20 protein-coding genes are annotated in these 23,243 nt (G+C 64.8%); 6 read left to right on the plus strand and 14 right to left on the minus strand.

Going from position 1 to position 23,243, the window contains the following annotated elements:
• Window positions 1–59 precede the first annotated feature (59 nt).
• The 5 genes from J3S28_RS11160 to J3S28_RS11180 all read right to left on the minus strand — a co-directional run bounded on the left by J3S28_RS11160 (window position 60) and on the right by J3S28_RS11180 (window position 7,604).
• Window positions 60–818 carry an ABC transporter ATP-binding protein gene (locus J3S28_RS11160; RefSeq protein WP_207840482.1) on the minus strand — a complete coding sequence of 253 codons (759 nt, stop codon included), beginning with the start codon at window positions 816–818 and terminating at the stop codon, window positions 60–62.
• Window positions 815–3,580 carry a branched-chain amino acid ABC transporter permease/ATP-binding protein gene (locus J3S28_RS11165; RefSeq protein ID WP_207840484.1) on the minus strand — a complete coding sequence of 922 codons (2,766 nt, stop codon included), beginning with the start codon at window positions 3,578–3,580 and terminating at the stop codon, window positions 815–817. The genes J3S28_RS11160 and J3S28_RS11165 overlap by 4 nt, the downstream gene beginning before the upstream one ends.
• Window positions 3,581–3,633: 53 nt before the next feature.
• The gene (locus J3S28_RS11170) at window positions 3,634–4,884 is read right to left on the minus strand and encodes an ABC transporter substrate-binding protein (protein ID WP_207840486.1); all 1,251 of its coding nucleotides are present in this window, start codon (window positions 4,882–4,884) and stop codon (window positions 3,634–3,636) included.
• A gap of 280 nt (window positions 4,885–5,164) precedes the next feature.
• Window positions 5,165–6,865 carry a class I adenylate-forming enzyme family protein gene (locus J3S28_RS11175; RefSeq protein WP_207840488.1) on the minus strand — a complete coding sequence of 567 codons (1,701 nt, stop codon included), beginning with the start codon at window positions 6,863–6,865 and terminating at the stop codon, window positions 5,165–5,167.
• A gap of 97 nt (window positions 6,866–6,962) precedes the next feature.
• Window positions 6,963–7,604, minus strand: coding sequence for a TetR/AcrR family transcriptional regulator (locus J3S28_RS11180; RefSeq protein WP_207840490.1), 642 nt, complete (start codon window positions 7,602–7,604; stop codon window positions 6,963–6,965).
• Window positions 7,605–7,761: 157 nt separating this feature from the next.
• On the opposite strand from J3S28_RS11180, the gene J3S28_RS11185 reads away from it, so the two are divergent.
• The 3 genes from J3S28_RS11185 to J3S28_RS11195 all read left to right on the plus strand — a co-directional run bounded on the left by J3S28_RS11185 (window position 7,762) and on the right by J3S28_RS11195 (window position 11,461).
• Window positions 7,762–9,489, plus strand: a complete 1,728-nt coding sequence (locus tag J3S28_RS11185; protein ID WP_307797036.1) for a class I adenylate-forming enzyme family protein — start codon at window positions 7,762–7,764, stop codon at window positions 9,487–9,489.
• Window positions 9,490–9,695: 206 nt separating this feature from the next.
• Window positions 9,696–10,694 carry a zinc-dependent alcohol dehydrogenase gene (locus J3S28_RS11190; protein WP_207840492.1) on the plus strand — a complete coding sequence of 333 codons (999 nt, stop codon included), beginning with the start codon at window positions 9,696–9,698 and terminating at the stop codon, window positions 10,692–10,694.
• Window positions 10,691–11,461 (plus strand): SDR family NAD(P)-dependent oxidoreductase, encoded by a 771-nt coding sequence (locus J3S28_RS11195; RefSeq protein ID WP_207840493.1) that lies wholly within the window; start codon window positions 10,691–10,693, stop codon window positions 11,459–11,461. The genes J3S28_RS11190 and J3S28_RS11195 overlap by 4 nt, the downstream gene beginning before the upstream one ends.
• Window positions 11,462–11,476: 15 nt before the next feature.
• Here the strand turns inward: J3S28_RS11195 and J3S28_RS11200 are convergent, their stop codons facing one another.
• The 5 genes from J3S28_RS11200 to J3S28_RS11220 are packed head-to-tail and all read right to left on the minus strand — an operon-like array spanning window position 11,477 to window position 16,386.
• A complete protein-coding gene (locus J3S28_RS11200) occupies window positions 11,477–12,049 on the minus strand; it encodes a TetR/AcrR family transcriptional regulator (protein WP_207840495.1) in 573 nt (190 codons plus the stop codon).
• 11 nt (window positions 12,050–12,060) lie between these two features.
• On the minus strand, window positions 12,061–13,167 hold the full coding sequence (locus J3S28_RS11205) for an NAD(P)H-dependent amine dehydrogenase family protein (protein ID WP_207840497.1): 1,107 nt from the start codon (window positions 13,165–13,167) through the stop codon (window positions 12,061–12,063).
• Window positions 13,164–14,078: a helix-turn-helix domain-containing protein gene (locus tag J3S28_RS11210; RefSeq protein WP_207840499.1), complete on the minus strand. Its 915-nt coding sequence runs from the start codon at window positions 14,076–14,078 to the stop codon at window positions 13,164–13,166. The genes J3S28_RS11205 and J3S28_RS11210 overlap by 4 nt, the downstream gene beginning before the upstream one ends.
• On the minus strand, window positions 14,075–15,043 hold the full coding sequence (locus J3S28_RS11215; protein WP_207840502.1) for an alpha/beta hydrolase: 969 nt from the start codon (window positions 15,041–15,043) through the stop codon (window positions 14,075–14,077). Before J3S28_RS11215 ends, J3S28_RS11210 begins: the two co-directional genes overlap by 4 nt.
• Window positions 15,040–16,386 (minus strand): flavin-containing monooxygenase, encoded by a 1,347-nt coding sequence (locus tag J3S28_RS11220; RefSeq protein ID WP_207840504.1) that lies wholly within the window; start codon window positions 16,384–16,386, stop codon window positions 15,040–15,042. The genes J3S28_RS11215 and J3S28_RS11220 overlap by 4 nt, the downstream gene beginning before the upstream one ends.
• A gap of 161 nt (window positions 16,387–16,547) precedes the next feature.
• On the opposite strand from J3S28_RS11220, the gene J3S28_RS11225 reads away from it, so the two are divergent.
• The 3 genes from J3S28_RS11225 to J3S28_RS11235 all read left to right on the plus strand — a co-directional run bounded on the left by J3S28_RS11225 (window position 16,548) and on the right by J3S28_RS11235 (window position 19,012).
• Window positions 16,548–17,135: a TetR/AcrR family transcriptional regulator gene (locus J3S28_RS11225; protein WP_207840825.1), complete on the plus strand. Its 588-nt coding sequence runs from the start codon at window positions 16,548–16,550 to the stop codon at window positions 17,133–17,135.
• 43 nt (window positions 17,136–17,178) lie between these two features.
• Window positions 17,179–18,033 carry an SDR family oxidoreductase gene (locus J3S28_RS11230; RefSeq protein WP_207840506.1) on the plus strand — a complete coding sequence of 285 codons (855 nt, stop codon included), beginning with the start codon at window positions 17,179–17,181 and terminating at the stop codon, window positions 18,031–18,033.
• Window positions 18,034–18,193: 160 nt separating this feature from the next.
• Window positions 18,194–19,012, plus strand: coding sequence for a mycofactocin-coupled SDR family oxidoreductase (locus tag J3S28_RS11235; protein WP_207840508.1), 819 nt, complete (start codon window positions 18,194–18,196; stop codon window positions 19,010–19,012).
• 1 nt (window position 19,013) lies between these two features.
• On the opposite strand, the gene J3S28_RS11240 is transcribed toward J3S28_RS11235, so the two are convergent.
• The 4 genes from J3S28_RS11240 to J3S28_RS11255 all read right to left on the minus strand — a co-directional run bounded on the left by J3S28_RS11240 (window position 19,014) and on the right by J3S28_RS11255 (window position 23,241).
• Window positions 19,014–20,069 carry a phosphotransferase family protein gene (locus J3S28_RS11240; protein ID WP_207840510.1) on the minus strand — a complete coding sequence of 352 codons (1,056 nt, stop codon included), beginning with the start codon at window positions 20,067–20,069 and terminating at the stop codon, window positions 19,014–19,016.
• Window positions 20,066–21,163, minus strand: coding sequence for a TIGR03857 family LLM class F420-dependent oxidoreductase (locus J3S28_RS11245; RefSeq protein WP_207840512.1), 1,098 nt, complete (start codon window positions 21,161–21,163; stop codon window positions 20,066–20,068). The genes J3S28_RS11240 and J3S28_RS11245 overlap by 4 nt, the downstream gene beginning before the upstream one ends.
• 55 nt (window positions 21,164–21,218) lie before the next feature.
• Window positions 21,219–22,079: an LLM class F420-dependent oxidoreductase gene (locus J3S28_RS11250; RefSeq protein ID WP_207840514.1), complete on the minus strand. Its 861-nt coding sequence runs from the start codon at window positions 22,077–22,079 to the stop codon at window positions 21,219–21,221.
• 79 nt (window positions 22,080–22,158) lie between these two features.
• Window positions 22,159–23,241 carry a prenyltransferase gene (locus J3S28_RS11255; RefSeq protein ID WP_207840516.1) on the minus strand — a complete coding sequence of 361 codons (1,083 nt, stop codon included), beginning with the start codon at window positions 23,239–23,241 and terminating at the stop codon, window positions 22,159–22,161.
• Window positions 23,242–23,243 lie beyond the last annotated feature (2 nt).

A 23,243-nucleotide genomic window follows, 5' to 3' on the forward strand; every position in this document is an offset into this window, starting at 1 on the left:
ACGACGTTGCCGTCCGTATCCTGCGGTGCGACGATGCCGAATGGGAGGAGCCCGGGCAATCAGTTCGTCGGATCGGCCGCGGCGACCACACTCTCGGAGTCGTCCTTACGCGCGCCCAAATAGGCCCGTTCTACCAGCCCAGGATCAGCGCGGAGGGCAGCAGCGGGTTGTTCGAGGACGATCTCTCCGTGCACCAGGATGGCCGCGCGGTCGGCGACTTCGAGTGCCAGGTGTATGTGTTGTTCGACCAGAACGACTGTAGTTCCTCGTTGTTCTGCGACGGTCCGCAGGATCGGCAGGATGGATTCGACGATGACCGGGGCCAGTCCCATGCTCAGTTCGTCGATCAGCAGCACCTTGGGTTGCTGGATCAGGGCGCGTCCGATCGCGAGCATCTGTTGCTCGCCGCCGGAGAGTTGTCCGGCGTCGACCTTCAGACGTGCGCCGAGCGCGGGGAAGTAGTCGAGAACCTCCCCGAGTGCCTGTTTGCCGCGACCTCGGCCCCGGGTGGCCAGCTGTAGGTTCTTGCGCACACTCAGGCCGCGGAACAAGGCTCGGTCGTCGGGGACCAGGACCAGGCCTGAACCCACTGCAGCACGGGGACTTCCACTCTTGATGACGGCATCACCGACGCTCACCTGCCCGGAGAAGCGTGGCAGCAGCCCAGCCAGGGTCATCAGCAAGGTCGTCTTCCCGGCACCGTTGGGCCCGAGCAGACACAGCACCTGTCCGGCCTCGAGGGTGAGGTCGACGTTGCGCACGCAGGGACTGCGCTTGAAGTATCCGGCTTCGAGCCCGGTGCACACCAGCGCACTCATGACATCGCTCCTGGCTTGGTCAGTTCGGTGGGTGGAGACGACGTGCCCGTGCCTTTCGGTACACCGAGGTAGGCGCGGATGACCTCCTCGTTGGCCCGGATGACCTCGGGGGTTCCCGTAGCGATGACCTTGCCCAGGTCCAGCACGACGATTCGATCGCACACCGACAGCACCAGTTCCATGTCGTGGTCGACCAGGAGCATGGTCACACCGGTGTCGCGGACGGCGCGCAGACGCGTACCCAGCCAACGGCTTTCGGTGCTGTCGAGGCCGGCGGCTGGTTCGTCGAGCAACGCCAACGAGGGGTTGCCTGCGAGCACTCGCGCCACCGACACCAGTTGGCGTTGTCCCTGCGACAGGGATGCGACGGTGACGTCGGCGACACCACCGAGTCCCAGTCGTTCCAGGACCGCGTCTACATCGGCGGATCCGCTTGCGCCGCCGCGAGCCCCGACCGCGACGTTCTCGTGTACCGCCAGGTCGTCGTACAGTTCCACGTCCTGGAAGGTGCGGCCCAGCCCGCGGCGACTGCGCTGGTGCGGCGGGACGCCATCGAGGCTCTGCCCACCCAGGGTCACGGTGCCGTCGGCGGCAGCGAATCCGCTGATGGCGTCGATGAGAGTCGTCTTGCCTGCGCCGTTGGGACCGATGAGGCCGACGATTTCACCCTCGAACACCTCGAAGGAGACCTCGCTGACCGCTGCCACGGCTCCATACCGGACTCCCACCCCGGAGATCGTCAGTAGCGGCACATCCGATGTCGGCACGCGCGCGACGCCATCGGCCTCCTCGTCCGACCGGGCGACCTCCGAGCCCGTCGGCGCCGTGCCGCCAGGCTGTCGGCGCGAGGCGATCGCATGCTGCACTCGCCCGGCAATGCCGTCTGGGTTGACCATCACGGTGATGATCAGCAGCACCCCGCTGACCAACGCGTAGTAGTCGCCGAAATCGAAGGCCCGGTCGAGGAAGACGAACAACAGTGCGCCAGGTGCCAGCACCCCGGCCAGCAAACCACCGGACACCGAGGTGATCCCGGCGGTGTAGATGACGGCGAAAATGGCGATACCCGCGAAGACGCTGTAAGACCCGGCGGTCGCGAGCGTCTGCTGGTAGGCCAGGAGCGTGCCGCTGATCCCGGCCAGGAACGACCCGATCGCGAAGGCGGCCAACTTGGTTCGCGACACATTGATCCCCGCCGCGGCTGCGGCCCGCTCGTTCGCCCGCACCGCGAGCATCGACGAACCCAGCCGACTACGCCGCAGCAAGGCAACGCCGACCGCCGCAGCGACGACGATGACCAGGCACATCAGACCGAACGAGATCCTCGGATAGTTCTCCCCCGCACCGATTCCCAGGTCGACACCGAAGATGTCGGGCGCGTCGAAGTTCGCGCCCTCGATCCCGCCGTTGAACGAGGGATTGCGGAACCAGAAGGCCTCCAGGAAGACCGCGAGTGCCAGAGTCACGACCATGAACGGCAATCCGCGGATCCGCAACGCCGGCAGACCGACCACCACACCGATCACCGTGGCCATGAGAGCGGCCAGGATCGGAGCAAACGGAAACGGGATGCCGAGCTCGGTGTTGACCGCACTGAGTCCGAACGCACCCGCCCCCGCCAGGGTCAGCTGGGCCAGTGAGACCTGCCCGGCGAATCCGGTGACCACCACCTGCGAGAGCCCGAGGATCGCGAAGATGAACGTCGCGATGATCGCCCCTCGGTAGCTGCCCGAGGTCAGGCACACCGCCACGACCGCGATGCCCGTACCCGCGATGGCCGGGATCAGGACCCGTCTCGGGCGAGGCGCACGACCCAGATTCTGATGCACGATCGCACCACGACTGGGCAGCGGACGACCCTTCACCACGAGGAACACCAAGATCAAGATCAGCGGAATCGCCTCGGACACACCTGAATCGGGAACCCAGTCATAAATGCTCTGGAAGTGGGTACCCTCCGACTGCAAGACACCGATACCGATCCCGGCCGCCACCGTCAACGCCATGGACGAGAAATTCCCGACCAGGGCCGCGGCCAACGCCGGCACGATGAACATCGTGTAAGCGATCGGACTGAGCGGAACAATCGGCGCGATCAAGATGCCGCCGAGCCCGGCGATCACCGACGACAGGGCCCAGTTGCTGATCGCGATGCGATCCGGCGAGAGGCCCGTGACGAAGGCGCCCTTCTCCGATTCCGCCGCAGCCTCCGTCGCGACCCCGAATCTGGAGAAGTGGTAGGCCAACGCGACCACGGTCGCCAGCGCGACGATCACGACCGCGAGCCAGATCCGGTCCGTGGGCACCTGGCTCTCACCGATCGAGATGGTGCCCGGCTCGAAGATCGGCGCCACCGGCACCGACGACGTCCCCAACCGCAACGCGAGCAGTGCCTGAATCGTCAGCATCAAGCCGATCGAGGCCACCGCCTTGGCGACCACCGGTGCCGACCGCATCGGGCGAAAGATCGCCAGATACAGCACGGCCCCGAGCACCGCCGCGATCACCAGCGAAATCACAACAGCTGGAACAAGTCCCAGCTCACCACCGAGATCGATCGACGAAGGAAAGCCGGGAATCGGGTTCAGTAGCTCACCCTGACGCAACATGCCATAGGTGTACGTGGTGTACAGCGCCACAGCACCCGTTGCGAAGTTCACCACCCCCGAACTCTTGAAGGTCATCACCAACGCGAGTCCGAGGGCGGCGTACACCGCACCATTGCCCAGACCTAGGAACAGATAGGCAAAGTGTTCGGTCATCTACTTCATTCCCAACTTCTTCACGACACAGACGGATCGCCAGGTCGACGGATCTAGCCGACGGTGGTGAGATTCTGCGGACGGCCCTGGCTGTCCACTTCACCGATCAGCAGCGACTTGCTGCAGATCGATGTCAATTGCGGGATCGCCGTCCCATCACACGTGAACGTCAGGCCGCTACCGAGTGGCAGCGGAACGTCCTTCGCTGTCCGAAGTGCTTCGGTCACCGCTGCCGGGGTTACATCCCCGGTCAAATTCTGGATGACGCGATACAGGCCCATCACACCCTGATAACCGGTGTACCCGTATCCGCGAATGTCGGTGTCCGGTGCGTACTGCGCCATGACCGAGCGGTACTCCACCGAATCAGGCTCGTCCGAATACAGGTCGACGGTGGTGAAGTCTTTGATGCCTTCGATGACCGACCCACCGACCGCTTCGACGACCTCGGGTGCAACACAGGTCGGCACGACGAATCGTTCCTTCCCGGGAGCCACGGTCTGAATGGTCTTGAGAACCGTGATGCACATGTTCGCGTCACCGACGATGGCCACCGCATCCGGGTTGTCTGACAGACCCGCAGTCACCTGCGGGGTCGGGTCCGGCACTCCTGCCGGGATCGGGACGACCTTCAATTCGAGCCCCGCCGCCTGGAAGATCGGAGCGCCGATCGCCGAGATCGCCGCGGGAGTGCCACCACCATCACCGGACAGGAGTGCAACCTTCTTGATGCCGTTCTTTGCCGAGTACTCGGCCATTCCGGACAGTACGCCGGGGAGGCCCGCCGTGTACATGAACGAATCCGGCGAGGTGAGTTCGAGGGGAGTCACGCCCACCGGACCGGTGTAGGGGATGCCCGCGCCTGCCAGGATCGGCAACATCGCCCCGCCCTGAGCACCACCGGGCACGACGACGGCGGACACCTTCTGCTCCACCATCTGGTTGGCGCAGCTGGTCGCCGACGCAGGCTCTTCCTGCTGCTTGCAGACGACGAGATCGATGGGCCGCCCGCCGATTCCACCCAGGTTCGCGTTGATGTATTCGGTCGCGGCTTCCGCGTTCTCGCGGTTGGCCGGGAACGACGCGAAGGAGCCACCCTCACTGTTGATGAACCCGATCTTGATCGGGGCCCCGGTCGCTTCGTTTGCCGGCAGAGCGGTCGTTGCCAACGAGGACTCGACGCTGTCGCCCGTGCTGTCCGAGCCGTCACTGCACGCAGTGACGCCCAGCGACGCGACCAGCAGCGAGATGCCGACTCCGACGACGGCCCGATGCCTTCGACAATTCACGTTGCGTGCCTTCATATGTGGTGTCCTATTCAGTCCGTGATGGGGCGAACGAGATGTGCGACGCCGATTCACCTTCGCGGTGGCGACTGTTCGGCCGGCGAATCCGGCGCGCGAGGGTGGAGGACGAAGCGATGGTGATACACGTCACTTCTGTTGTGGAACGTAAGGAACATTACGCATGGAGGGTCGTATCGTCAACCGAATAGACAATCGTCCATTCTGCGAGATACTTTCTCGCACAGCACAAAAGATCACGTTTGCTGATAGCTCCAAACGTGACCGCCCGGGTCAGAACTCAGGCCGAATAGGCTTCGCGCACCTTCCGCTTGAGGATCTTTCCGGTGGCGTTCCTGGGCAGCGGCCCGAGGTCGAAGACCACCTCGGTGGGTATCTTGTACTCTGCCAGCGTCTGTCGAACAATGTCTTGGACCTCGGCGGTCGTCATCTCCCGGCCGTCGTGAGTGTTCACAACGGCGACCACCGTCTCACCGAGACGCTCATGAGGGACCCCGAACACCGCGACCTCAGTGAAGAAACCCGACGCCATGAGCGCATATTCGACCTCGGCGCAGTAGATGTTCTCGCCGGCCGAGATGACGATGTCCTTCTTCCGGTCCACCACGTAAACGAGTCCGTTGTCGTCGACATATCCGAGATCGCCGGTGCGATACCAGGTCCCGTCAAATACCGCCGCCGTCTCCTCCGGTCGATCGAGGTATCCGGCCATGATCAGAGGTCCGCGGGCCTGGAGTTCACCGATTGCACCGGGTGGCGCGATGGAACCCGCCGGGTCGACGACCCGAACATCCATCACCGGACTCACCGGTCCGGACGAATCCGGGTGCGCCGCCAGCAGATCCCCACCCGCCGTGCAGATACTCCCGGTGGCCTCGGTCATCCCCCATCCGACACTACGGCCGGCAGACGGTAGCACCGCACCGATTCTCGCCACCAGATCCGGAGGGGTCGCCTGGCCCGCCGGCGAGATGTTCACCAGACTGGCCACCGCCTCCGGCGGAGGGTTCACCGACAACAGGTCGGTGATGACCATCGGCGGGCCGGCGAGCATCGCCAGTTTGTGCCGGGAAATCATGTCGATCGCCGCCGCAGGATCCCATCTCCGCAGGATCACCACGAAACCACCCGATGTCATCGTCGTGAGCAACGAGACGAGCCCCGAGGTGTGGAACAGCGGAAAGATCAGCAGCGCCGACAGTTTCGGCATCAAGTCGCGCAGGGCGTCGGTTTCCATGCCGTACTTACGGGCGTTCACCGCGATGTTCATCTCTTTGATCAGTCGGAGATTCATGATCATCGTGCAGACGTTGCGCTGCGTGAGGACCACACCCTTGCTCCGCCCCGACGTACCGGAGGTGAACAGGATCAGGCAGGGGGAGTCGGCTGTCACGGCCGCCGGTTCCGGGCTCACCGATCCGCTCGCGACGAGGTCGGCATAGTTCCGCGCCGGGCCGGCGGGCAGCTCACCGTCGACCACGATCAGCTCGGCCAGTACGTCGCTCTCGCGGACGAGAGCGGCACGTTCGCCGTCTGCGATCACCACGACGCACGACGCGTCGGCCACCGCCGCGCCGATCTGACCGGGCGTCTCACGACTGTTGAACAGCACCGCCACTGCGCCGCGTCGCGCGATGGCCATCAGCGAAACCACAAACGCGAGTTGGTTTCTCATGATCACACCGACCCGTTGCCCGGCCTCGATCCGATACTCCGCAGCCAGCGCGCCGGCCAACCGCTCCGCCAGCTCGGCGATGTCGCGGTAGGTGTACTCGACGCCCTCCTCGATCAGGAGAACGCCATCCGCGTAGGCATCGGTCAGACCACGAAAGACGTCGTCGAGACTGGCCGGGGTCTCGCGGTAGACCCTCATGGACTCTCCCGCGACGTCGAGCGTCGTCAGCGCGAACGGACCCTGCGGACCGGTCAACTCCGACTCGAGTTCTCGGTACAGGGACACCGATTCGACAGCGGCGGTCATGAGTCATCTCCTCTGGAACGAGCGTCACGGGGACTCCAATGAGAACACGTTCTAGTCGAAGATAGACCACCGACGGTGTCCGATTCAGCAGAATCCATCATCGATCCTCTGTGGCCAGATAAACGACGATGGCTTCGACCAGACCACGGCGCCCCTCGGGCTCATCGGCATAGGTACTCATCTCGAACTCGGCGCGTAGCCCGCGCAGCGCTCCGGGCAAGAAGATCCGAACGCGACGCAGGCGTTCGGAGTTCACGGGCAGGCCGATGAAGGAACCTTCGTAGGAAGCAGTCCACACCCGGTCCCAGTCAGCGATGGCACCTGCGGTCCGCGGGTACGCCGACTCGAGCTCGGCCCGGTCCCCCGGCAGCATTGTTCGGAGGTTGTTGACGGCCCGGGCGCGGGGTGTCCCCAGCAGATTCCAGAACCGGTCGACGATCGCGGCAACGCGATCCGCCGTCGACTCGAGGGAAGCACTGGACGACGGGGCCGACTTCGACGGCAGGAGTTCCCACTCGTCCAAGATGAGCGCCAGTACCTCCGCCCAGAGCCCGTCCACGTCACCGAACTGATGCTGGACCGTCCCCCACGTCACGCCCGCTTCTCTTGCTATCTGACTCGCACTGGCCGGGTCGGCCGCATCATGGGCGGCCAGACACATGATCGCCACCTCGAGGACGTGACGACGCGTTTCCAGCCCGCGCCGATTGAGCCGGGTTCCCTTGGCGCTGATGACCATCGGTGCACAGTAGCGAGTTCCGAGCCACTTCGCGGCAATTGACACATAAAGGCCACTATGACTAAATGGGCACAGCAAACTGTGACCCAGATCTCATTGTTTGCACAGTGCAAATCTCGCGCGGTCCACTGCGGACTTCGCATCAAGGAGCAGGCGTGTGAGCCAGGGAACCGTGGACACCCAGTCCGTCGTCCAGACCTACCGTGAGATCGAACGGTCTCTGACCTCACCCGGCGCACCCTTCGAGATGACCTCGACAATCGTGCGCGGCGAGCCGATTCGTACCTACCGACACGCCGAATCCAGCCTCTACGACGTCTTCGCCGCACTCGGCCGCGACCACGGCGACAACCTGTTGGTCACCGACGGCGAGACCACCCACACGTACGACGAGGTGTTCGCCGATGCCGACCGACTGGCCGCCGCGCTCGTCCGCGACTACGGCATCACCACCGGCGACCACGTCGGCGTCGTGATGAGCAATCAGTATGCTTATCTGGTAACACTTTTCGCGATCCTGCGCGCCGGCGGTGTCGCGGTGCTCTACAACGCACGTAGCTCGACCACCGAACTGACCGCTGCGATGACGGATGTCCCGTCGTCGGTGACCGTGGTCGACCCGCGAAGGATCGACCTCGTGCGGACGGCTGATCCACGCACCAGGGTCATCGCGACGCAGGCCACAGTCGACGACACGGCCGACCTTTCGGAGATCATCGCCCGTGATCACCCCGACCCCCCTTCCCCGCAGGCAGACCCTGATTCGACGGCGCTGATACTGTTCACTTCAGGAACCTCAGGCGCCGCGAAAGGTGTTGAGCTCACGCACCGCAACATTTGCAATGTCGTGCTCAACATGCGATTCGTCGCCGATACCAACATCGCCTTCGCCGCCAACACGTACGGCCTGTCGGTCGATGAAGTGCGCAGCTTCATGCCACAGATCAGCGCGCTGCTGATCTTCCCGCTCTTCCACGTGTCGGGCCTGGCCGCACTTTCATCGGCAATGGGTTCAGGCGGTTTCATCGTGACCATGGACCGTTGGGATCCGGTCCGGGCCGCGGACCTCATCCAGCAGCACGGGATCACCCTGATGTCGGGCCCGCCCATGGTGGTCAGCGACCTCATGACGATCGAGAGTGCCGAGGACAAGCTCGGGACCCTGGTCAACGTGGTTCCCGGCGGTCAGGCCACACCACCCAACATCACCGCCCAGATATCCACGCGCCTCCCGAATTCTCGCCGCAGTGCCGGATGGGGCATGACCGAGGTCGGCGGGAGTGTGTGTACCGCGGGCGGCGACATCCTCGCAGCGTTCCCGGAGACCGCAGGGCCGATGAGCCCGACCATGGATGTCCGCGTCGTCGACGCAGACGGACACGAACTGCCCGCGGGCCATGCCGGCGAGCTGTACTTGCGGGGCGGTCTGATCATGAAGGGATATTTCGGACGCCCGGCCGACACCGATGCCGCGTTCGACGGGTCCTGGTTGCGCACCGGTGACATCGGCTACGTCGATGAGCACGGCCTGGTCTATCTGGTGGACCGCAAGAAGGATCTGGTCATCACCCGGGGGGAGAACATCTCGTGCGTGGAGGTCGAATCCGTTCTCGCAGCGTCTGATCGATTCACCGAGGTAGCGGTGTTCGGAGTGCCGGATCCACGGCTGGGCGAACGTCTGATCGCCGCGGTCTGCCCGCGGGCAGAGTATGCACGCATCAGCAGCGACGAGGTCAAGGCCATTGTCGGCGCGACCTTGAGTTCACTGAAGATCCCGGACGAGGTGGTCTTCAATACGGAGCCGCTACCCCGCAACGCCACCGGAAAGCTCCTCAAACGGGTTCTGCGACAAACATTTCTGGATCACAACACCCCAGGACAGTGAGCCGAGTTCATCGACAGCGCAGCGCAGGCCGCCGTCGGCTCCCCAGGCCAGACCTCGAGTCGAAAAGGCACCCGTGATCATGGCCACGAATCTGGCACCCACGATGTTCGCATAGTGCAAATGTCTTTCGAAAACCATTGTGCGGCAAGTAATCCTCGGATGACACTGTTGACATCGACAACGCGCATGTGAGCTAATCGATCATCATGAGAGCTGCAGTGCTCGACAATGGAAAGTTCACCGTCCGCGAGGTACCCGATCCGCAGCCAGGACCGGACGAACTGATCCTCCGCGTCCACGGCTGCGGAGTGTGCGGCTCGGATCTCAAGACCTATCCGCTCCTGCCGGACGGGACGATCATGGGTCACGAGTTCGCCGGCGAAGTCGTCGCAGCCGGACCCGACGTAGCCGGTCTTTGGCCGATCGGCACCCCCGCAGCGGCTCTGCCGGTGATCGGCTGCCGGCGATGCCGCCGTTGCGCGGAAGGCGATCCGGCGCGCTGCGTCACCCCGCAACCTCTCGGCTTGGGTGTTCGCTCCGGCGGTTTCGCCGAGTACGTCGCCGTCGCCGCTTCTGAGACCGTGGCGCTCGAACCGTCGATCGACCTACGAACCGGTGCCCTTGTCGAGCCACTCGCGGTCGGTCTGCACGCGTTGAATCGCGGGCGCGCCCGCATCGGCGACAGGGTGCTGGTCATCGAAGCCGGCCCCGTGGGACTGTCTGTTGTGGTCTGGGCTCGACATCGAGGTATCGCCGACATCACTGTGGTCGACCCGGTGTCAGGACGTCGAGACAGTGCCACCGCCCTGGGTGCCAGCCGTGTCATCGATCCGACGACCACGCCCCTGGGAACCGACTTCGACGTGGTGATCGAGTGCGTCGGCAAGAGCGGCATGGTCGCCGCGTGCGTTGATGCGATCGCCGCAGGCGGCCACGTCGTCATCGCGGGTGTGTGCATGACCGAGGACACCTTCATGCCTGTCGGCGCGGTCGTCAAGGACATCACCATGAGCTTCGTCAGCTACTACTCGCGTGATGAGTTCGCCATCACGGCCCGCGCTTTGGGCGCCGGGGAGCTGCGGCTCGACGGCTACGTCAGCGCTTTTGCGGCCCTGGAAGACCTCCAGGAGGTCGCCGAGAATCTTGGCCGTCCCACTGATCAGCAGAAGATCATCATCACGCCCCTGACGAGGAGTACCCCGTGAGCTCATCTGAAGTATCGATCATCATCGGCGGCGCGTCCGGAATCGGGCTGGCCACGGCGCAAGAACTCAGTGGCACCGGCGATCTCGTCGTCATCGCCGACGTGAACGCTGCGGCCGCTGCAGAACGAGCAGCCGATATCGGCGGCCAGAGCGTGTCGGCAGACGTCGACGTCACGAGCGAAGAATCCGTGAGCGCGCTGTTCGACCACGTCTCCGAGAAGTACGGCAGGCCCCAGTCCGTGGTCAACTGTGCGGGTCTGACCATTCCCGGTGCCATCGCCGATCTGAGTCTCGCGGATTGGAACACGACGATCGGGGTCTGCCAGACCGGCACCTTCCTCACCCTCAAGTACGCGTCCCGGCACATCGTCGACGGCGGCTCGATCGTCACGATCGCTTCACTCAACGGCCGTCAACCGGCGAAGGGCATGGCGGCGTACTGCGCGGCCAAGGCTGCTGTGCTCATGCTGACCGAGGTTGCGGCTCTCGAGCTCGGCGAACGAGGTGTCCGGGTCAACGCCATCTCGCCCGGACTGGTCGATACCCCACTGGTGGCCGGGCTGTCGTTGGTACCGGGCATGCTCGAGGACTACCACGAGAACACCCCGCTCGGGCGCAGCGGAAAACCCGAGGAGATCGCAGCGATGGTCGCATTCCTGCTGTCGGAGAAGGCCGCGTGGATCACCGGCGCCGCATTCGACGTCAACGGAGGCGCACACACGCGCCGATACCCCGACCTGCTCAAACACCTTGCCGCAATGGGCTGAAACACATACTCCCGTTCACGCCAGAACGCGGCGGACGGCCGACTCCATCTGATCCGCCACCTCATCGTAGGAGAAGTGACCCGACCCGGCTCGCACCATGGCGCCCGTGTAGATCAGCTCGATGAGTTCGATGGTCTGGGCGTCGCCGGCGGTGCCGACGGCTGCAGCGATCGATTTGTGGATCACCCGGCTCACCTGTGTTCGCAGCTCCACCACATCTGCGTCATCGCTGAGCAATGACTTCGTCACCGCCCCGGCGAACTCGGGCTCGTCCGCGACGAGCAAGGCGAGCTGACGCAGTACCGCGACCACGCGGTCGGCCACCGCTGGAGCATCGTTGTCGGTCGGCGAGATGCTCGCCAATCGTCGCCAGTAGACTTCCGCGACGAGGTGTTCTTTCGAGGAGAAGTAGATGTACGCCGTGGCCCGGGCCATGCCTGCATGCGCGGCGACCATCGGCACCGTCATCTCCGAGTAACCCACCTGGCGCAGGACTTCAACCGTGGCGTCGCCGAGCCGGAGGACCGTGTCCGCGCGCTTACCGGTCAGACGCCGGCGGGTCGCTTCAACTGCAGTCGGTTCAGACACGCGTCCAGACACTACGGGAGTGGGTTGGGCCTCGCAATCGGGTCGGATGAGGCGTTGCCGAAGCCGTAGTGGCTGCGGACAAGCGGTAGGTCGGCCATGGTCGCAGGACCAGGCGGGGCCTCGCACACCGCGTCGATGGCGTTGACGATCTGCATGGCGGTGGCGACGCTGGCAGCGTGGACATGGTCGGCGATCGGCGCGTCACGTGTGAAACTGGCGAGGGAGAAGAAGTGGGTCTGCATCGACGGCTCCCCTTCGATCGTCAGGGTCCATCCATGCCTGGGCCTCGGCCAGTGCGGAGGGTCCTCACCGCCAACAGTCCACAGCGCCTCGATCTCGATGAGTTCGTCGTCGCCGCGACGCCCCACCCATCTCCAGCGTTGGCCGGCGGTGGTCCCGGCGCGCAACAGATGATCGAAGATCTGGTGATCCGCAACCGCAGCAACTGCTTCGACATCCGCCGTGACCCTGTCGATGCCGGCGTTCAGCGCGTCGGCGAGAAACCACACCTGCTCGACGAACAGTGCACTGTTGAAGGCAAGGAAATCGCTACCTGTCGGGCTGATCGTCTCCAGAGGCTCGCCAAACGCCATGTTGTCGAACGTGATTCCCGTGCTCTCGTACACCGACCAGTCTGCGCGCTCCTGCAGGGTTATCTTCTCGATGCGTTTACTCATCCCGGACAGCGCCAGCGGCAGGACGCCGGACAGATTGCCCGGATTCAGTCCACTGCCGTGCACGCTCGTTCCACCGGCCTCACACGCTGCGACGACGCGATCGCGATCGGCGGTGTCGAGACGGTTCGGATGAAACATGAACGCGGTCGTGCACACGTTCTTGCCCGACGCCAGGATCTCGCAGACCTCCGTGACCGACGCGGTCCGCGGCGTGTAGATGACGAGGTCTGCCTCCATCGCAAGGATCTCCGCCGAGTCACCGGTCGCCGCCACACCCTGGTGGGGTCGACCGACGAGATCACCGACGTCGACACCGACCTTGCCACTCGAATACACTCGCGCGCCTACGATCTGGAGATCGTCGCGGGTGTCGATGATGGTCTGCAGCGCCTCCGTCCCGACCGCTCCGGTCCCCCAGACGATGACGCGACGTGCGCTCACGATCGGGCGGAGCGGTACGGCGTCCGCCCACCCAACCGCGATGTGACGTCGTCGGCGACAGAGCTCACCAGTTCGCCCAGTTCGGCGAGATGTGATCCGCGGATCGGTTCAGGCGCGTCGAGGACACAGAGTGCGCCAACCGGATTGCCTTTCGCGCCGAAGATCGGGGCGTTGACCGAGAGCGGCCGGTAGCGGGCGTGATCGTCGATTGCCCCGACAAGGATGTCGGCACCCAGTCTGCTCTGCTGCCCCTCGGCGAACCGAGAGGTACGCCGCGAACCGTAGGAGTCCGCACCCGTCACGGCGACCGCCCTGTCGTCGAAACCCGACTCGGCCGTCGGGTACTGCTCAACTGCATAATGCCTGCGACGTACCGCGACCAAGATGTCGCGGTACCGCGAATAGTGTTCGGTCAGTGCAGGATTACGGTCCAGCCACGCATCGACGGCGGCCGCGGACGACCAGGCGACCAGCACGGCACCGAGTGGTGGGCTGAATCCGACGCGGTCACCGGAGCGCAACTGGAGACCGCCTGCGTCCCCAGCGGTCGCGGACTGCACCTTTGCGACGACCAGGTCGTCGCCCGAGGGCACCACCACACAGCATCGCTTGCCGGTGGCCTCCGCCAGAGAGGCCAGCGCTTCTGCGGTGGGCGCCAACTCCGCGATACCCGCCTCCGCCGCGCTCCCGATCCTGGCCAGGGCAGGACCGAGTTGATAGGTCTTCGCGCTCGGGTGTTTGACCACCCAGCCCACCCTGGTCAACTCGGTGAGCATCGGATAGAGCGTCGTCTTGTCGATGTCGAGTGCGGCGGCGAGGTCGGTCAGACTCTCACTGCGTCCGGGCGGCGCCGAAAGCCTCTCGACGACATCGACGAGTCGCTCCGTCTGCGGCGATCGCCTGGCGCTCACGAGTCCGACGAGTCGACGACCTCGGGTTGCGAGGGTTTGAGATGTCGGGTCAGGAAGTGGACCTGGTGCGCCACAGCACGTTCGAACCAGGCCTGTCCGTGGTAGACCCCGAAGTGATCGCACGGATAGTGACGCACCTCGGCTCGCGCCTTGACCGCCGCGTTCGCTGCCGACTGCGGTGGCGCACTCCGGTCGAAGTCCGCGATCTGCATCAGCACCGGAGCGCTGATGTCGGCGGCGCGGCGATCGGCCCTGTACGAGCCGATCTCGGAACCGATGGCCGCGTCGATGGTGTTCTTCCACGTCGGCCCGGCGATCCCGAGATAGTCGTCCCGGTACCCGGGCAGGGTCAGAGCGCCCATCTCACCCGGCCCCGCGACGATCGGCATCATCAGCGGCGTACGTCCGACCCGGGTCCGGAGTCGGCTGCGAACTCCGAGACCCGTCGAGCGGGCGATGGAAGCCACCGGAACATTGGCGAATGCCAAGCGGCCCGCGGCCATGCCGTTGACCAACGGGGTCATCGAGATGATCGCGGCCACGTCATCACGACCGGCACCGACCGCCAAGACGTGTCCACCCGACAGGGACACCCCCCACAGGACGATCCTGCCGGCGTCGACCCCGTCGAGCGCTGCCGCGGCCACCACCGCCGCCCGGTAGTCCTCGAGTTGATCGTCGATCGATACCGACTGACGGACCTCACCCCCGGAAGCACCGAAGCCTCGGTAGTCGAAGGCAAAGACATCCAGACCGACTGCCGCGAGGCGCTCCGCGTACGGCGCGAGACCAGAATCCTTTGTACCGCCGAGTCCGTGCGCCATCACGACGATCGGCCGTCCGGTCTGCCCCGCCAAAGCGTCGTTCGCGGCGCGGAAATGCCACGCGTCGCACTCAGTTCCACCGCTGGTGAACTGCACCGTCTCGAAGGCGTCGGCGCGGGGGACGTCCACCTGCGCTGTCATGCCGACACCGCCCAGGCCGGTGCGCCGAGTTCGGAGGCACGGTCCATGCCCGCCTGCAACTCCTTGGTCCGCAGGTCGTGCTCGTAGATGAAGTAGTCGACCTGTTGGGTGTGGCGAGGACGATCCAGCATGTGGCCGGTGTACTTCTGCTGATCGGAGATGATCACCTCCTCCATCACCTCCTGCGACGGCAGCCGATACCTACCCGCGGCATATGCGCCGAGGAGTCGGGATTGGCATTCGACGAACGGGAACAGCGTGGGCGTCGACTGCGCGAACCCGATGAACACCAGATCGTCGATGCCGGGCTTGAACATCCGCTTGTAGAGCGGAATGTGATTGTCCGGTGCGCTGATGAAGTCTTCGTCGAAGAACGGGAAGGTGATGTTGTACCCCGTCGCGTAGATGATCACGTCGAAGTCGCCGCTCGTTCCGTCGTCGAAATGAACTCGACGACCGTCGAGTCGCGCGACGTTGGGTTTGGGGGTCACGTCACCGGATCCCAGTCGCAGAGGGAGTTCCACCGACTGGGTCGGATGTGCCTCGAAGAACTTGTGATTCGGGGTGGGCAAGCCGAAGTTCTCCGGCCGTCCGGCCGAGAGCGGCTGGCCCCATTGCGCGATCTTGCGCTGCCATGACAGCGGCACGTATGGACTGGTCTTGTAGTACTTGTCCGCTGGTCGTCCCGCGATGTACTTCGGGACGATCCACGCCCCGGATCTGGTCGACAGGGTCACCTCGTTGCCGGTCGACTTCGAGGAGAGTTCGACCGCGATGTCTGCGGCGCTGTTACCGATCCCGATGATCAGGATTCGCTTGTCGGACAGCGACAACGGGTCTTTGGGATCGATGTACTCGTGGGCGTGGATGGACTCCCCGGTGAACGACCCCGGAAAGACCGGCGTGCGCGGATCCCAATGGTGACCGTTACCGACCACGAGGAGGTCGACGTGGCGTTGTTCGCCTCGTTGCGTCTGCAACTCCCAGCCGCCCGATTCCAGCCGACGGGCATGCGTCACGCCGTTCTCGAACTCGATGTTCCTCTTGAGGTCGAAGGCATCCGCATAGTCCTCGAGATACGACTTGATCTGGGTGTGATGAGGAAAGTCCGGATAGCTCTGGGGCATCGGGTAGTCCTTGAAGGACAGCCGGTGCTTCGACGTGTCGATGTGCAGCGACCGGTACGCGCTGCTGTACCCGTTGGGGTTGCCAAACGCCCAGTTGCCCCCGATCCGGTCGGACAACTCGAAGCACGTGTACGGAATATCGTAGTCGCCGAGCATCTTTCCTGCGGTCAACCCGCTGATGCCGGCGCCGATGACGGCTGTGGTCGGTCCGGGCATTGCAGCTCCTCGCGCCAGAGTAGACAAAAAGTAGAACTTGTTCACTCGCAGAGTACACAGATCGTCAGATCTGTCTACAAGTTTTGCTATGTTCGACCCACTACCCGCTGCCCGCGGCGGCCGACAACAGGCGAGGATGACCAGTGACCGACACCGCCGACATGGCATCTGTGCAGGACCGGTTGCTCGATGCCGCCGAACAATGCCTTGGCGTCAAGGGAATCCGGGCCACCACCGTCCTCGAGGTGGCCGAGGCCGCCGGGGTGTCGCGCGCTTGGCTGTACCGGCACTTCCCGGACAAGGCAACCCTGCTCGGCGCGGCGATAGTCCGGCTGAACGAGGCCTTCTGGGCCGGATCGCATGCCGCGCTCGCCGAGTTCGACACCCTCGAGGCCCAGCTCGCCGCCGGTGTCGCCATCGGTCGCACCGCCTACGACGAGCCCGGCGCACTCCTGATGAAGCTCCGGACCACCGAGCCGGACGAGTTCGCTGCCTGCGCCGGGGCAGGTGTCCAGGGGCTCGTACCGGACCTCGCAGCATTCTGGCATCCGTACGTGGTCGAAGCCCGGGCGCGCGAGGAGATCCATCCGGACGTCGACACCGCCGAGGTGTCGGAATGGGTGGCTCGCGTGCTCATCAGCCTGGCAACGGTTCCCGGCGATACGTTGGACCCAGATGATCAAACCGCAGTGCTCCGCCACATCAGACGTTACGTTCTACCCGGGCTGCAATCCGCACCCGGACAATAGTTTTCGAACCGCCCTACATTCGGCGGCCGGCGAGAGGTGAGTAATGACCGGATCCGTCCTGGTGGTCATCGGTGTCGGCGGTATGGGAGAGGCGATCGCGCGCCGTCTCGGCTCCGGCAGGCCGACGCTCATCGCCGACCACGATGCCGAACGGGTCGAGAGCCTGCGAGAGCAGCTGCGACACAGCGGCTACGACGTTCACGCACAACGGGTTGATGTCGTCTGCCGAGACTCTCTGAGCGCCCTGGCGGCAACAGCAGGCGAGCTCGGTGACATCACGTCCGTCGTGCACACTGCAGGCGTCTCCCCCGCTCAGGCCCCCGCACAGCAGATCGTCGACGTCGACCTCGTGGGCACCGCGCTCTCGCTCGAGGTGTTCGGTTCCGTGATCGCCCCGGGCGGTGCCGGGGTGTACATCGCGAGCGTGGCAGGCCACATCCTCGGAGCGGCGGTCGACCAGGCCGCTGCCGCGTTGCTCAGCGGCGGTACCCCCGACGAACTGGCCGGTGCGGCGATCTTCGACATGCCGGATGTGCCGGATGACCTCGCCAGGGCCCTGACCTACGGGTACTGCAAACGAGGGAATCAACTCCGGGTACAGACCGCGGCGCCTTTGTGGGGCGACCGAGGCGCACGGGTCAACAGCGTGAGCCCGGGGGTGGTGGCCACCGCGATGGGCTGGGAGGAGTTCAACGCCGACTTCGCCCACCAGGCCTACGAAGCGATGATCCGAGACTCGGCCGCCGGGCGCTTCGGCACCGCCGAAGACGTCGCCGCTGCCGCCGAATTCCTGCTGGACAACAGCAAGTCGAGTTTCATCACCGGCACCGACCTATTGGTCGACGGCGGGGTGGTCGCCGGGCTGCGTTCCGGCCGGGTCGGCATGGCGGGCGTCTGAGCATCGTCATCGGGGCGGTGGACACGCGCAGCGCTGTGCCCTAGTGTGCATTCAAGAGTCCAGACAGATGTCCAGATCGAAACTTTCTGTCTGACAGGTTCATCCGAAAAGACCGCGGGCCGCTCGGCTCTGCGCTCGAACGAACTGGGGAGAAATCGCCGTGGGCAAGCTCGACGGGAAAGTCGCATTCATCACCGGCGCGGCGCGCGGTCAGGGTCGTAGCCATGCGATCAGGCTCGCGCAAGAGGGGGCGGACATCATCGCCGTCGATCTGTGTGCCGATATCGCGACAGTGCCCTACCCCCTCGGCACGCCCGAAGAACTCGCCGAGACCGTGCGGCAGGTGGAGGCTTTGGATCGCCGGATCATCGCCACCCAGGCCGACGTTCGCGATCTGGCCGCCCTCAAGACAGCGGTCAAGGAGGGCGAAGCGCAGCTCGGCAAGGTGAACATCGTCCTCGCCAATGCCGGTATCTCCGTCTTCGGTGAGGACGGCTCCGATGTCGAGACGCCGTGGAACGACGTCATCGGGGTCAACCTCACCGGCGTCTACAACACGGTCATGGCCACAGTCGGAAGCCTCATCCAGGCCAACGCCGGATCGATAGTGCTCACGAGTTCATCGCAGGGCCTCAAAGGCACCGGCGGCGTCGGAGCGCCGGGCAACACCGGGTATGTTGCGGCAAAGCACGCACTCGTCGGGCTCATGCGTACCTGGGCGAACTGGCTGGGACCGCACAACATTCGGGTTAATACGATTCACCCGACCGGCGTGAACACCCCGATGATCCGCAACAAGTTGATGGAAGAGATCTTCGAGGCGTTCCCCGAGGCCATCGAGGCCACGCGCAATCTGATTCCGGTGCCCTGGGTCGAGCCGGAAGACATCTCGAACGCGATCGCTTTCCTCGTCAGCGACGAGGGACGGTACATCACCGGCGTGGCACTGCCCGTCGATGCGGGATTTGCCGCACGCTGACTCACCCGGCCTGAGCAGAGCCTGCCAACTCGATGGTGCCGACATCGCGAATGGCCGCACATGATCGGGCGACCATGGCCGCGAACATCTTGTCACCACGTTCGGTTCGCGCGCCGTATGCGCAACCGAACACCGACACGAGCGGGCCCTGGATCATCGCGAAACAATAGTCTTCCCAACAGTTCTCGAAGGTGTAGTCGGGAGCACCGTGCGTCTGCAGGGCGCGGTGATAGCCCGCGACCAGCTCCCGTTCGTTCTCGCGACGCTCGGCGGGTGAGAGACTCGTGCCGATGAAGTACGCCAGGTCGCGAGCTGGGAGCGCCAGGCTCAGCGTCTGCCAGTCGATCGCGGTCACACCCGGTCCACCGTTCGGCGGGAAGAGCAGATTGTCGAGACGATAGTCCCCGTGGACGAGGCCGAACCTCCCGGAACGCGCGAGCGCCCAGTTCTCGGCCACATCAACGCATTTCCACAGAGTTGCCCGGTCCTCGTCGGCGATCAGATCACCGAGGCCGTCGATGAAGATCTCCGTGGCGGGACCGTACATCTCGGCGAGGAGTTTGGCGTCTTCGGGTCCGTTCACCGCCAGGCCGTCGATCTCGAGTAGCGAGGGGTCGCACCACCGCGGTCCGTGGAGACCGGCCAAGTTCTCCACCGCGTCCCGGGCCTGCGCCACCGTGCATCCGACGAGCTGATCACCCTGTTCCGCCGGGCTCATGTCCTGCAGGAGCAGAGTGAAGTCCGCTCCGCTGTCGGAGATGTCGGCGTAGTAGCACTCCGGGACCCTGATCGCGACGGTGGCCGCGATCTCGCTGTAGAACCTGACCTCCGACCGATACACGCCGGAGAGCATCTCGCGTGTTGCGGGATCGGCGGCGGGTAATTTCGCAAGCATACGAGTCGGCTCGTCCACGCCGGTGAGGTCCAACCGAAAACAGGTGCCGATCTGACCTGTTCCGATTTGTTCGACGGTGACGGTCTCCACATCTTTTCCCAGGGTGTCGGAGAGCCACTCGGCGGTGAGCTCGGCGACCGAGGAGACCACGGGTGCGGTCATGATGCCGTCCTTCCTGGATTGGCGGGCAGATGGTCGAAGCGGCCGGAGGGCCGCACAGTTCGCCAGGCGTCGAGCACCGGCGCGAGTTCCTCAGGGGTGGCGCCGTGCAGGATCACTCCGTCGGCGCCGCAGTCGAACTGGTCGGCAACACGTTTCGCGCACTGTGCTGCCGACCCGGTCGCCGACGCGGCGAGCCAGTGGTCCGGCAGCAGCTCTGCCACCCGGGTGAGGTCGTCGACCGTTCCGATCGCGTCGAAGGCGCCGGGGAAGTTCTTGACGAACTCGTCGTCTCGGAACCGCTCGAGATCTGCCGCGTCCCAGCCGTTCACCTGCACCAGCACGTGCCCGTACCCCTGTAGATACGTGGCCATCCGGCCGACCAGCTTTCGCATCCTCAGCTCTTCGGATATCGAATCCTCGACTGTGGCGAGTACGGACCAGATGCGTACGGCCCCGGGGTCGCGTCCTGCTTCCTCCGCGGCGCGACGAATCGTCTGCACCGACCGCGACAGGGTCTCATCACTGAAAAACGTATGTAGTACAACACCGTCGGCGATCCGGCCGGCGAGTTCCAGCGTCTTCTCACCGATCGCGACCATCATGATGGGGATGTCCTCGTCGAAGGACGCGTCTTGCATCAGGAACGGGTACTCACCTGCCGGGCCATCGTGCCCGACGACACTGCCACCGGACCAGAGAGCGCGGTAGATACCGACGGCATCCTCGATCTGCGCCGAAGTGACCCGCGGCAGACCCATCACGTCGAAGAGCATGTCGAATCCGCGGCCGAGGCCGAGTGCGTATCGCCCGCCGGTCAGGCGATGGAGCGTGGTGCCCATCGTCGCGGTGACCAACGGGTGCCGGGTGTTGTGATTGGTTGCTGCCGAGGCGATCCCGATCCTGTCGGTCACCGCCCCGACGGCGCCCGCCAGCACACCCGCATCCTTGGTGTTGAACCGCTCGGACAGGAAGACAGACCCGATGCCCAACTGCTCGGCCAGCCTGGCCTCGTCCACCAGGTCGCGAGGGCTGTTCGAATGTCCCGCCAGCCCATAGCAACCGAGTTCAGGCAATGGGGGGAGGTCAGCTGTCATGTCGCTTCCTTCGTCGCGATGACCCCGACAGCTCCCCCGCCGCACGGTCGGGGGATCACACCGTCGCCGGACTCAGACCCAATTTGCCGGCGAGCTTCGTCAGGTAAGCACCTGCGCGTTCCTCGCTGTCGTCGGGGACGCCATACAGCACCGTGGTGACTCCGAGTTCACGCCACTGGTCCAGCTTTTCCTGCACGGGCTTGAAGTCGAGGACCACGATCTGCGGTTCGCCATCGCGTCCCGCATCGGCCCAGATCTGCTTGAGCAGCACCACCGATTGCTCGATGTCCTGCTCACCCGGCGTGGTGATCCAACCGGCTGCACTGCGGGCGATCCACTTGAAGTTCTTCTCGTTGCCCGCGGCGCCGACCAAGACCGGCGGACCGGGCTGCTGCACGGTCTTGGGCCACACCCAGCTCGGCCCGAAGTTCACGAACTCGCCTGCGTACTCGGCTTCTTCCTGTGACCACAGCGCGGTCATCGCCTCGATGTACTCGCGGAGCATCGTCCGACGGCGCTTCGGGGGCACGTGATGATCCGACAGTTCGTCGAGGTTCCAGCCGAAGCCGACGCCGAGTGTGACGCGTCCTCCCGAGAGGTGGTCGAGCGTGGCGACGACCTTCGCGAGGGTGATCGGATCCGACTGCACCGGCAATGCGACTGCGGTCCCCAGCCTGATCCGAGACGTCACCGCCGCTGCGCCGCTGAGCGACACCCAGGGATCGAGCGTGCGCATGTAGCGGTCGTCAGGCAGCGACGAGTCGCCGGTCTGCGGGTGCGCCGCGTCCCGCTTGGTCGGGATGTGACTGTGCTCGGGTACGAAATAGGCGTCGAATCCGGCCTGCTCGATCAGCGGGGCCAGGATCGAGGGCGCCAGTCCGCGATCACTCGTGAATTGGACGATTCCGTAGTCCATCGTGTCTCCTGCTCTTCCAACCGGCCCGATACGGACCAGTGACTGGACACCAGTCTAGGTCGAAGAACAGTAACACGTTCTAGATTGCGCGGATTTCTCTACCGGTGAAGAGTTCGGCCTGCGGATCGGCGTCCCTGAAGATGCCGTTGCCCGGCGTCGTCCGGCTCAATGCGTCGACCGCGAGCACGACGGCCGCCGATGTCCAGCAACTCTTCTCGACCGGCCAGCGCTTCCCGTCGGCGAAGACGAGTCCGGTCCAGTACGAGCCGTCCGGGTCCCGCAGGTGCTGCATGTCGCCGAGCAACTCGAGGGCATCCGCGGTGTCACCGAGTGCGTCGAGAGCCAGCACCAACTCGCAGGTCTCGGCGCCGGTGACCCACGGCCGATGATCGACGCAGCGGATACCGAGGTCGGTCACGACGAAATCGTCCCACCGCTGCGCGATGAGTTCTTGCCCTGCGCGGCCTCGGATAGCGCCGCCCAGCACGGGGTAGTACCAGTCCATCGAGTACTCGGACTTCGGCTCGAACAGGTGCGGGCGACTACGCAGAGCATCGCCGAGCAGACTCAACGAGAGCCGCCACTGCTCACACGGTTGATCGAGCTCCGCCGCGATCGCGACCGCGCATCCGAGCGCCTGATGGATACTCGAATTGCCCGTCACCAGCGCCGAGTGATATATCCCCGGGAACGATCCCGACGCCTGGTCCGGCATCGGATAGGTTGCGCCCCAGTAGATCTGCCCGCCCGGCGCCTGCATGGAAACCACCAGGTCGATCGCCGAGCAGACCGTCGGCCACATCTTCTCCAGAAACCGCACGTCCGAGGTGATCAGGTAGTGGTGCCACACCCCGACCGCGATGTACGCGCAGAAGTTGCTGTCGGTGTTGGGATCGACGATGTCGCCGACCACCATGCGGATCGGCCACGACCCGTCCTCCCGCTGCTCGCGCCGCGACCACTCGTACGCGGCCTCGGCCTCGGCGATCAGACCGGTGGCACTGAGCGCCATTGCGGACTCGATGTGATCCCACGGGTCGGTCTGTCCGCCGGGGAACCAGGGCATGGCACCGGAGGGTTCCTGCATCGCCGCGATCGCACGGCCCGTGGCCAGCGTCTCGTCTGCGGTGATCAGATCATCGAGCTCGGGGATCGCCGCCATTG

Origin of the sequence: Williamsia soli, from assembly GCF_017377795.1 — a bacterium.
In the GTDB taxonomy this organism is placed as follows: domain Bacteria; phylum Actinomycetota; class Actinomycetes; order Mycobacteriales; family Mycobacteriaceae; genus Williamsia; species Williamsia soli.

Bases quoted from the DNA above. Each gene is read 5' to 3' on its own strand.
- J3S28_RS11255 (WP_207840516.1), bottom strand. From the start codon at position 23,241: ATGGCGGCGATCCCCGAGCTCGATGATCTGATCACCGCAGACGAGACG.
- J3S28_RS11215 (WP_207840502.1), bottom strand. From the start codon at position 15,043: ATGACAGCGCAGGTGGACGTCCCCCGCGCCGACGCCTTCGAGACGGTG.
- J3S28_RS11175 (WP_207840488.1), bottom strand. From the start codon at position 6,865: ATGACCGCCGCTGTCGAATCGGTGTCCCTGTACCGAGAACTCGAGTCG.
- J3S28_RS11190 (WP_207840492.1), top strand. From the start codon at position 9,696: ATGAGAGCTGCAGTGCTCGACAATGGAAAGTTCACCGTCCGCGAGGTA.
- J3S28_RS11240 (WP_207840510.1), bottom strand. From the start codon at position 20,069: ATGACCGCACCCGTGGTCTCCTCGGTCGCCGAGCTCACCGCCGAGTGG.
- J3S28_RS11165 (WP_207840484.1), bottom strand. From the start codon at position 3,580: ATGACCGAACACTTTGCCTATCTGTTCCTAGGTCTGGGCAATGGTGCG.
- J3S28_RS11225 (WP_207840825.1), top strand. From the start codon at position 16,548: ATGGCATCTGTGCAGGACCGGTTGCTCGATGCCGCCGAACAATGCCTT.
- J3S28_RS11180 (WP_207840490.1), bottom strand. From the start codon at position 7,604: ATGGTCATCAGCGCCAAGGGAACCCGGCTCAATCGGCGCGGGCTGGAA.
- J3S28_RS11170 (WP_207840486.1), bottom strand. From the start codon at position 4,884: ATGAAGGCACGCAACGTGAATTGTCGAAGGCATCGGGCCGTCGTCGGA.
- J3S28_RS11245 (WP_207840512.1), bottom strand. From the start codon at position 21,163: ATGACAGCTGACCTCCCCCCATTGCCTGAACTCGGTTGCTATGGGCTG.
- J3S28_RS11250 (WP_207840514.1), bottom strand. From the start codon at position 22,079: ATGGACTACGGAATCGTCCAATTCACGAGTGATCGCGGACTGGCGCCC.
- J3S28_RS11160 (WP_207840482.1), bottom strand. From the start codon at position 818: ATGAGTGCGCTGGTGTGCACCGGGCTCGAAGCCGGATACTTCAAGCGC.
- J3S28_RS11220 (WP_207840504.1), bottom strand. From the start codon at position 16,386: ATGCCCGGACCGACCACAGCCGTCATCGGCGCCGGCATCAGCGGGTTG.
- J3S28_RS11230 (WP_207840506.1), top strand. From the start codon at position 17,179: ATGACCGGATCCGTCCTGGTGGTCATCGGTGTCGGCGGTATGGGAGAG.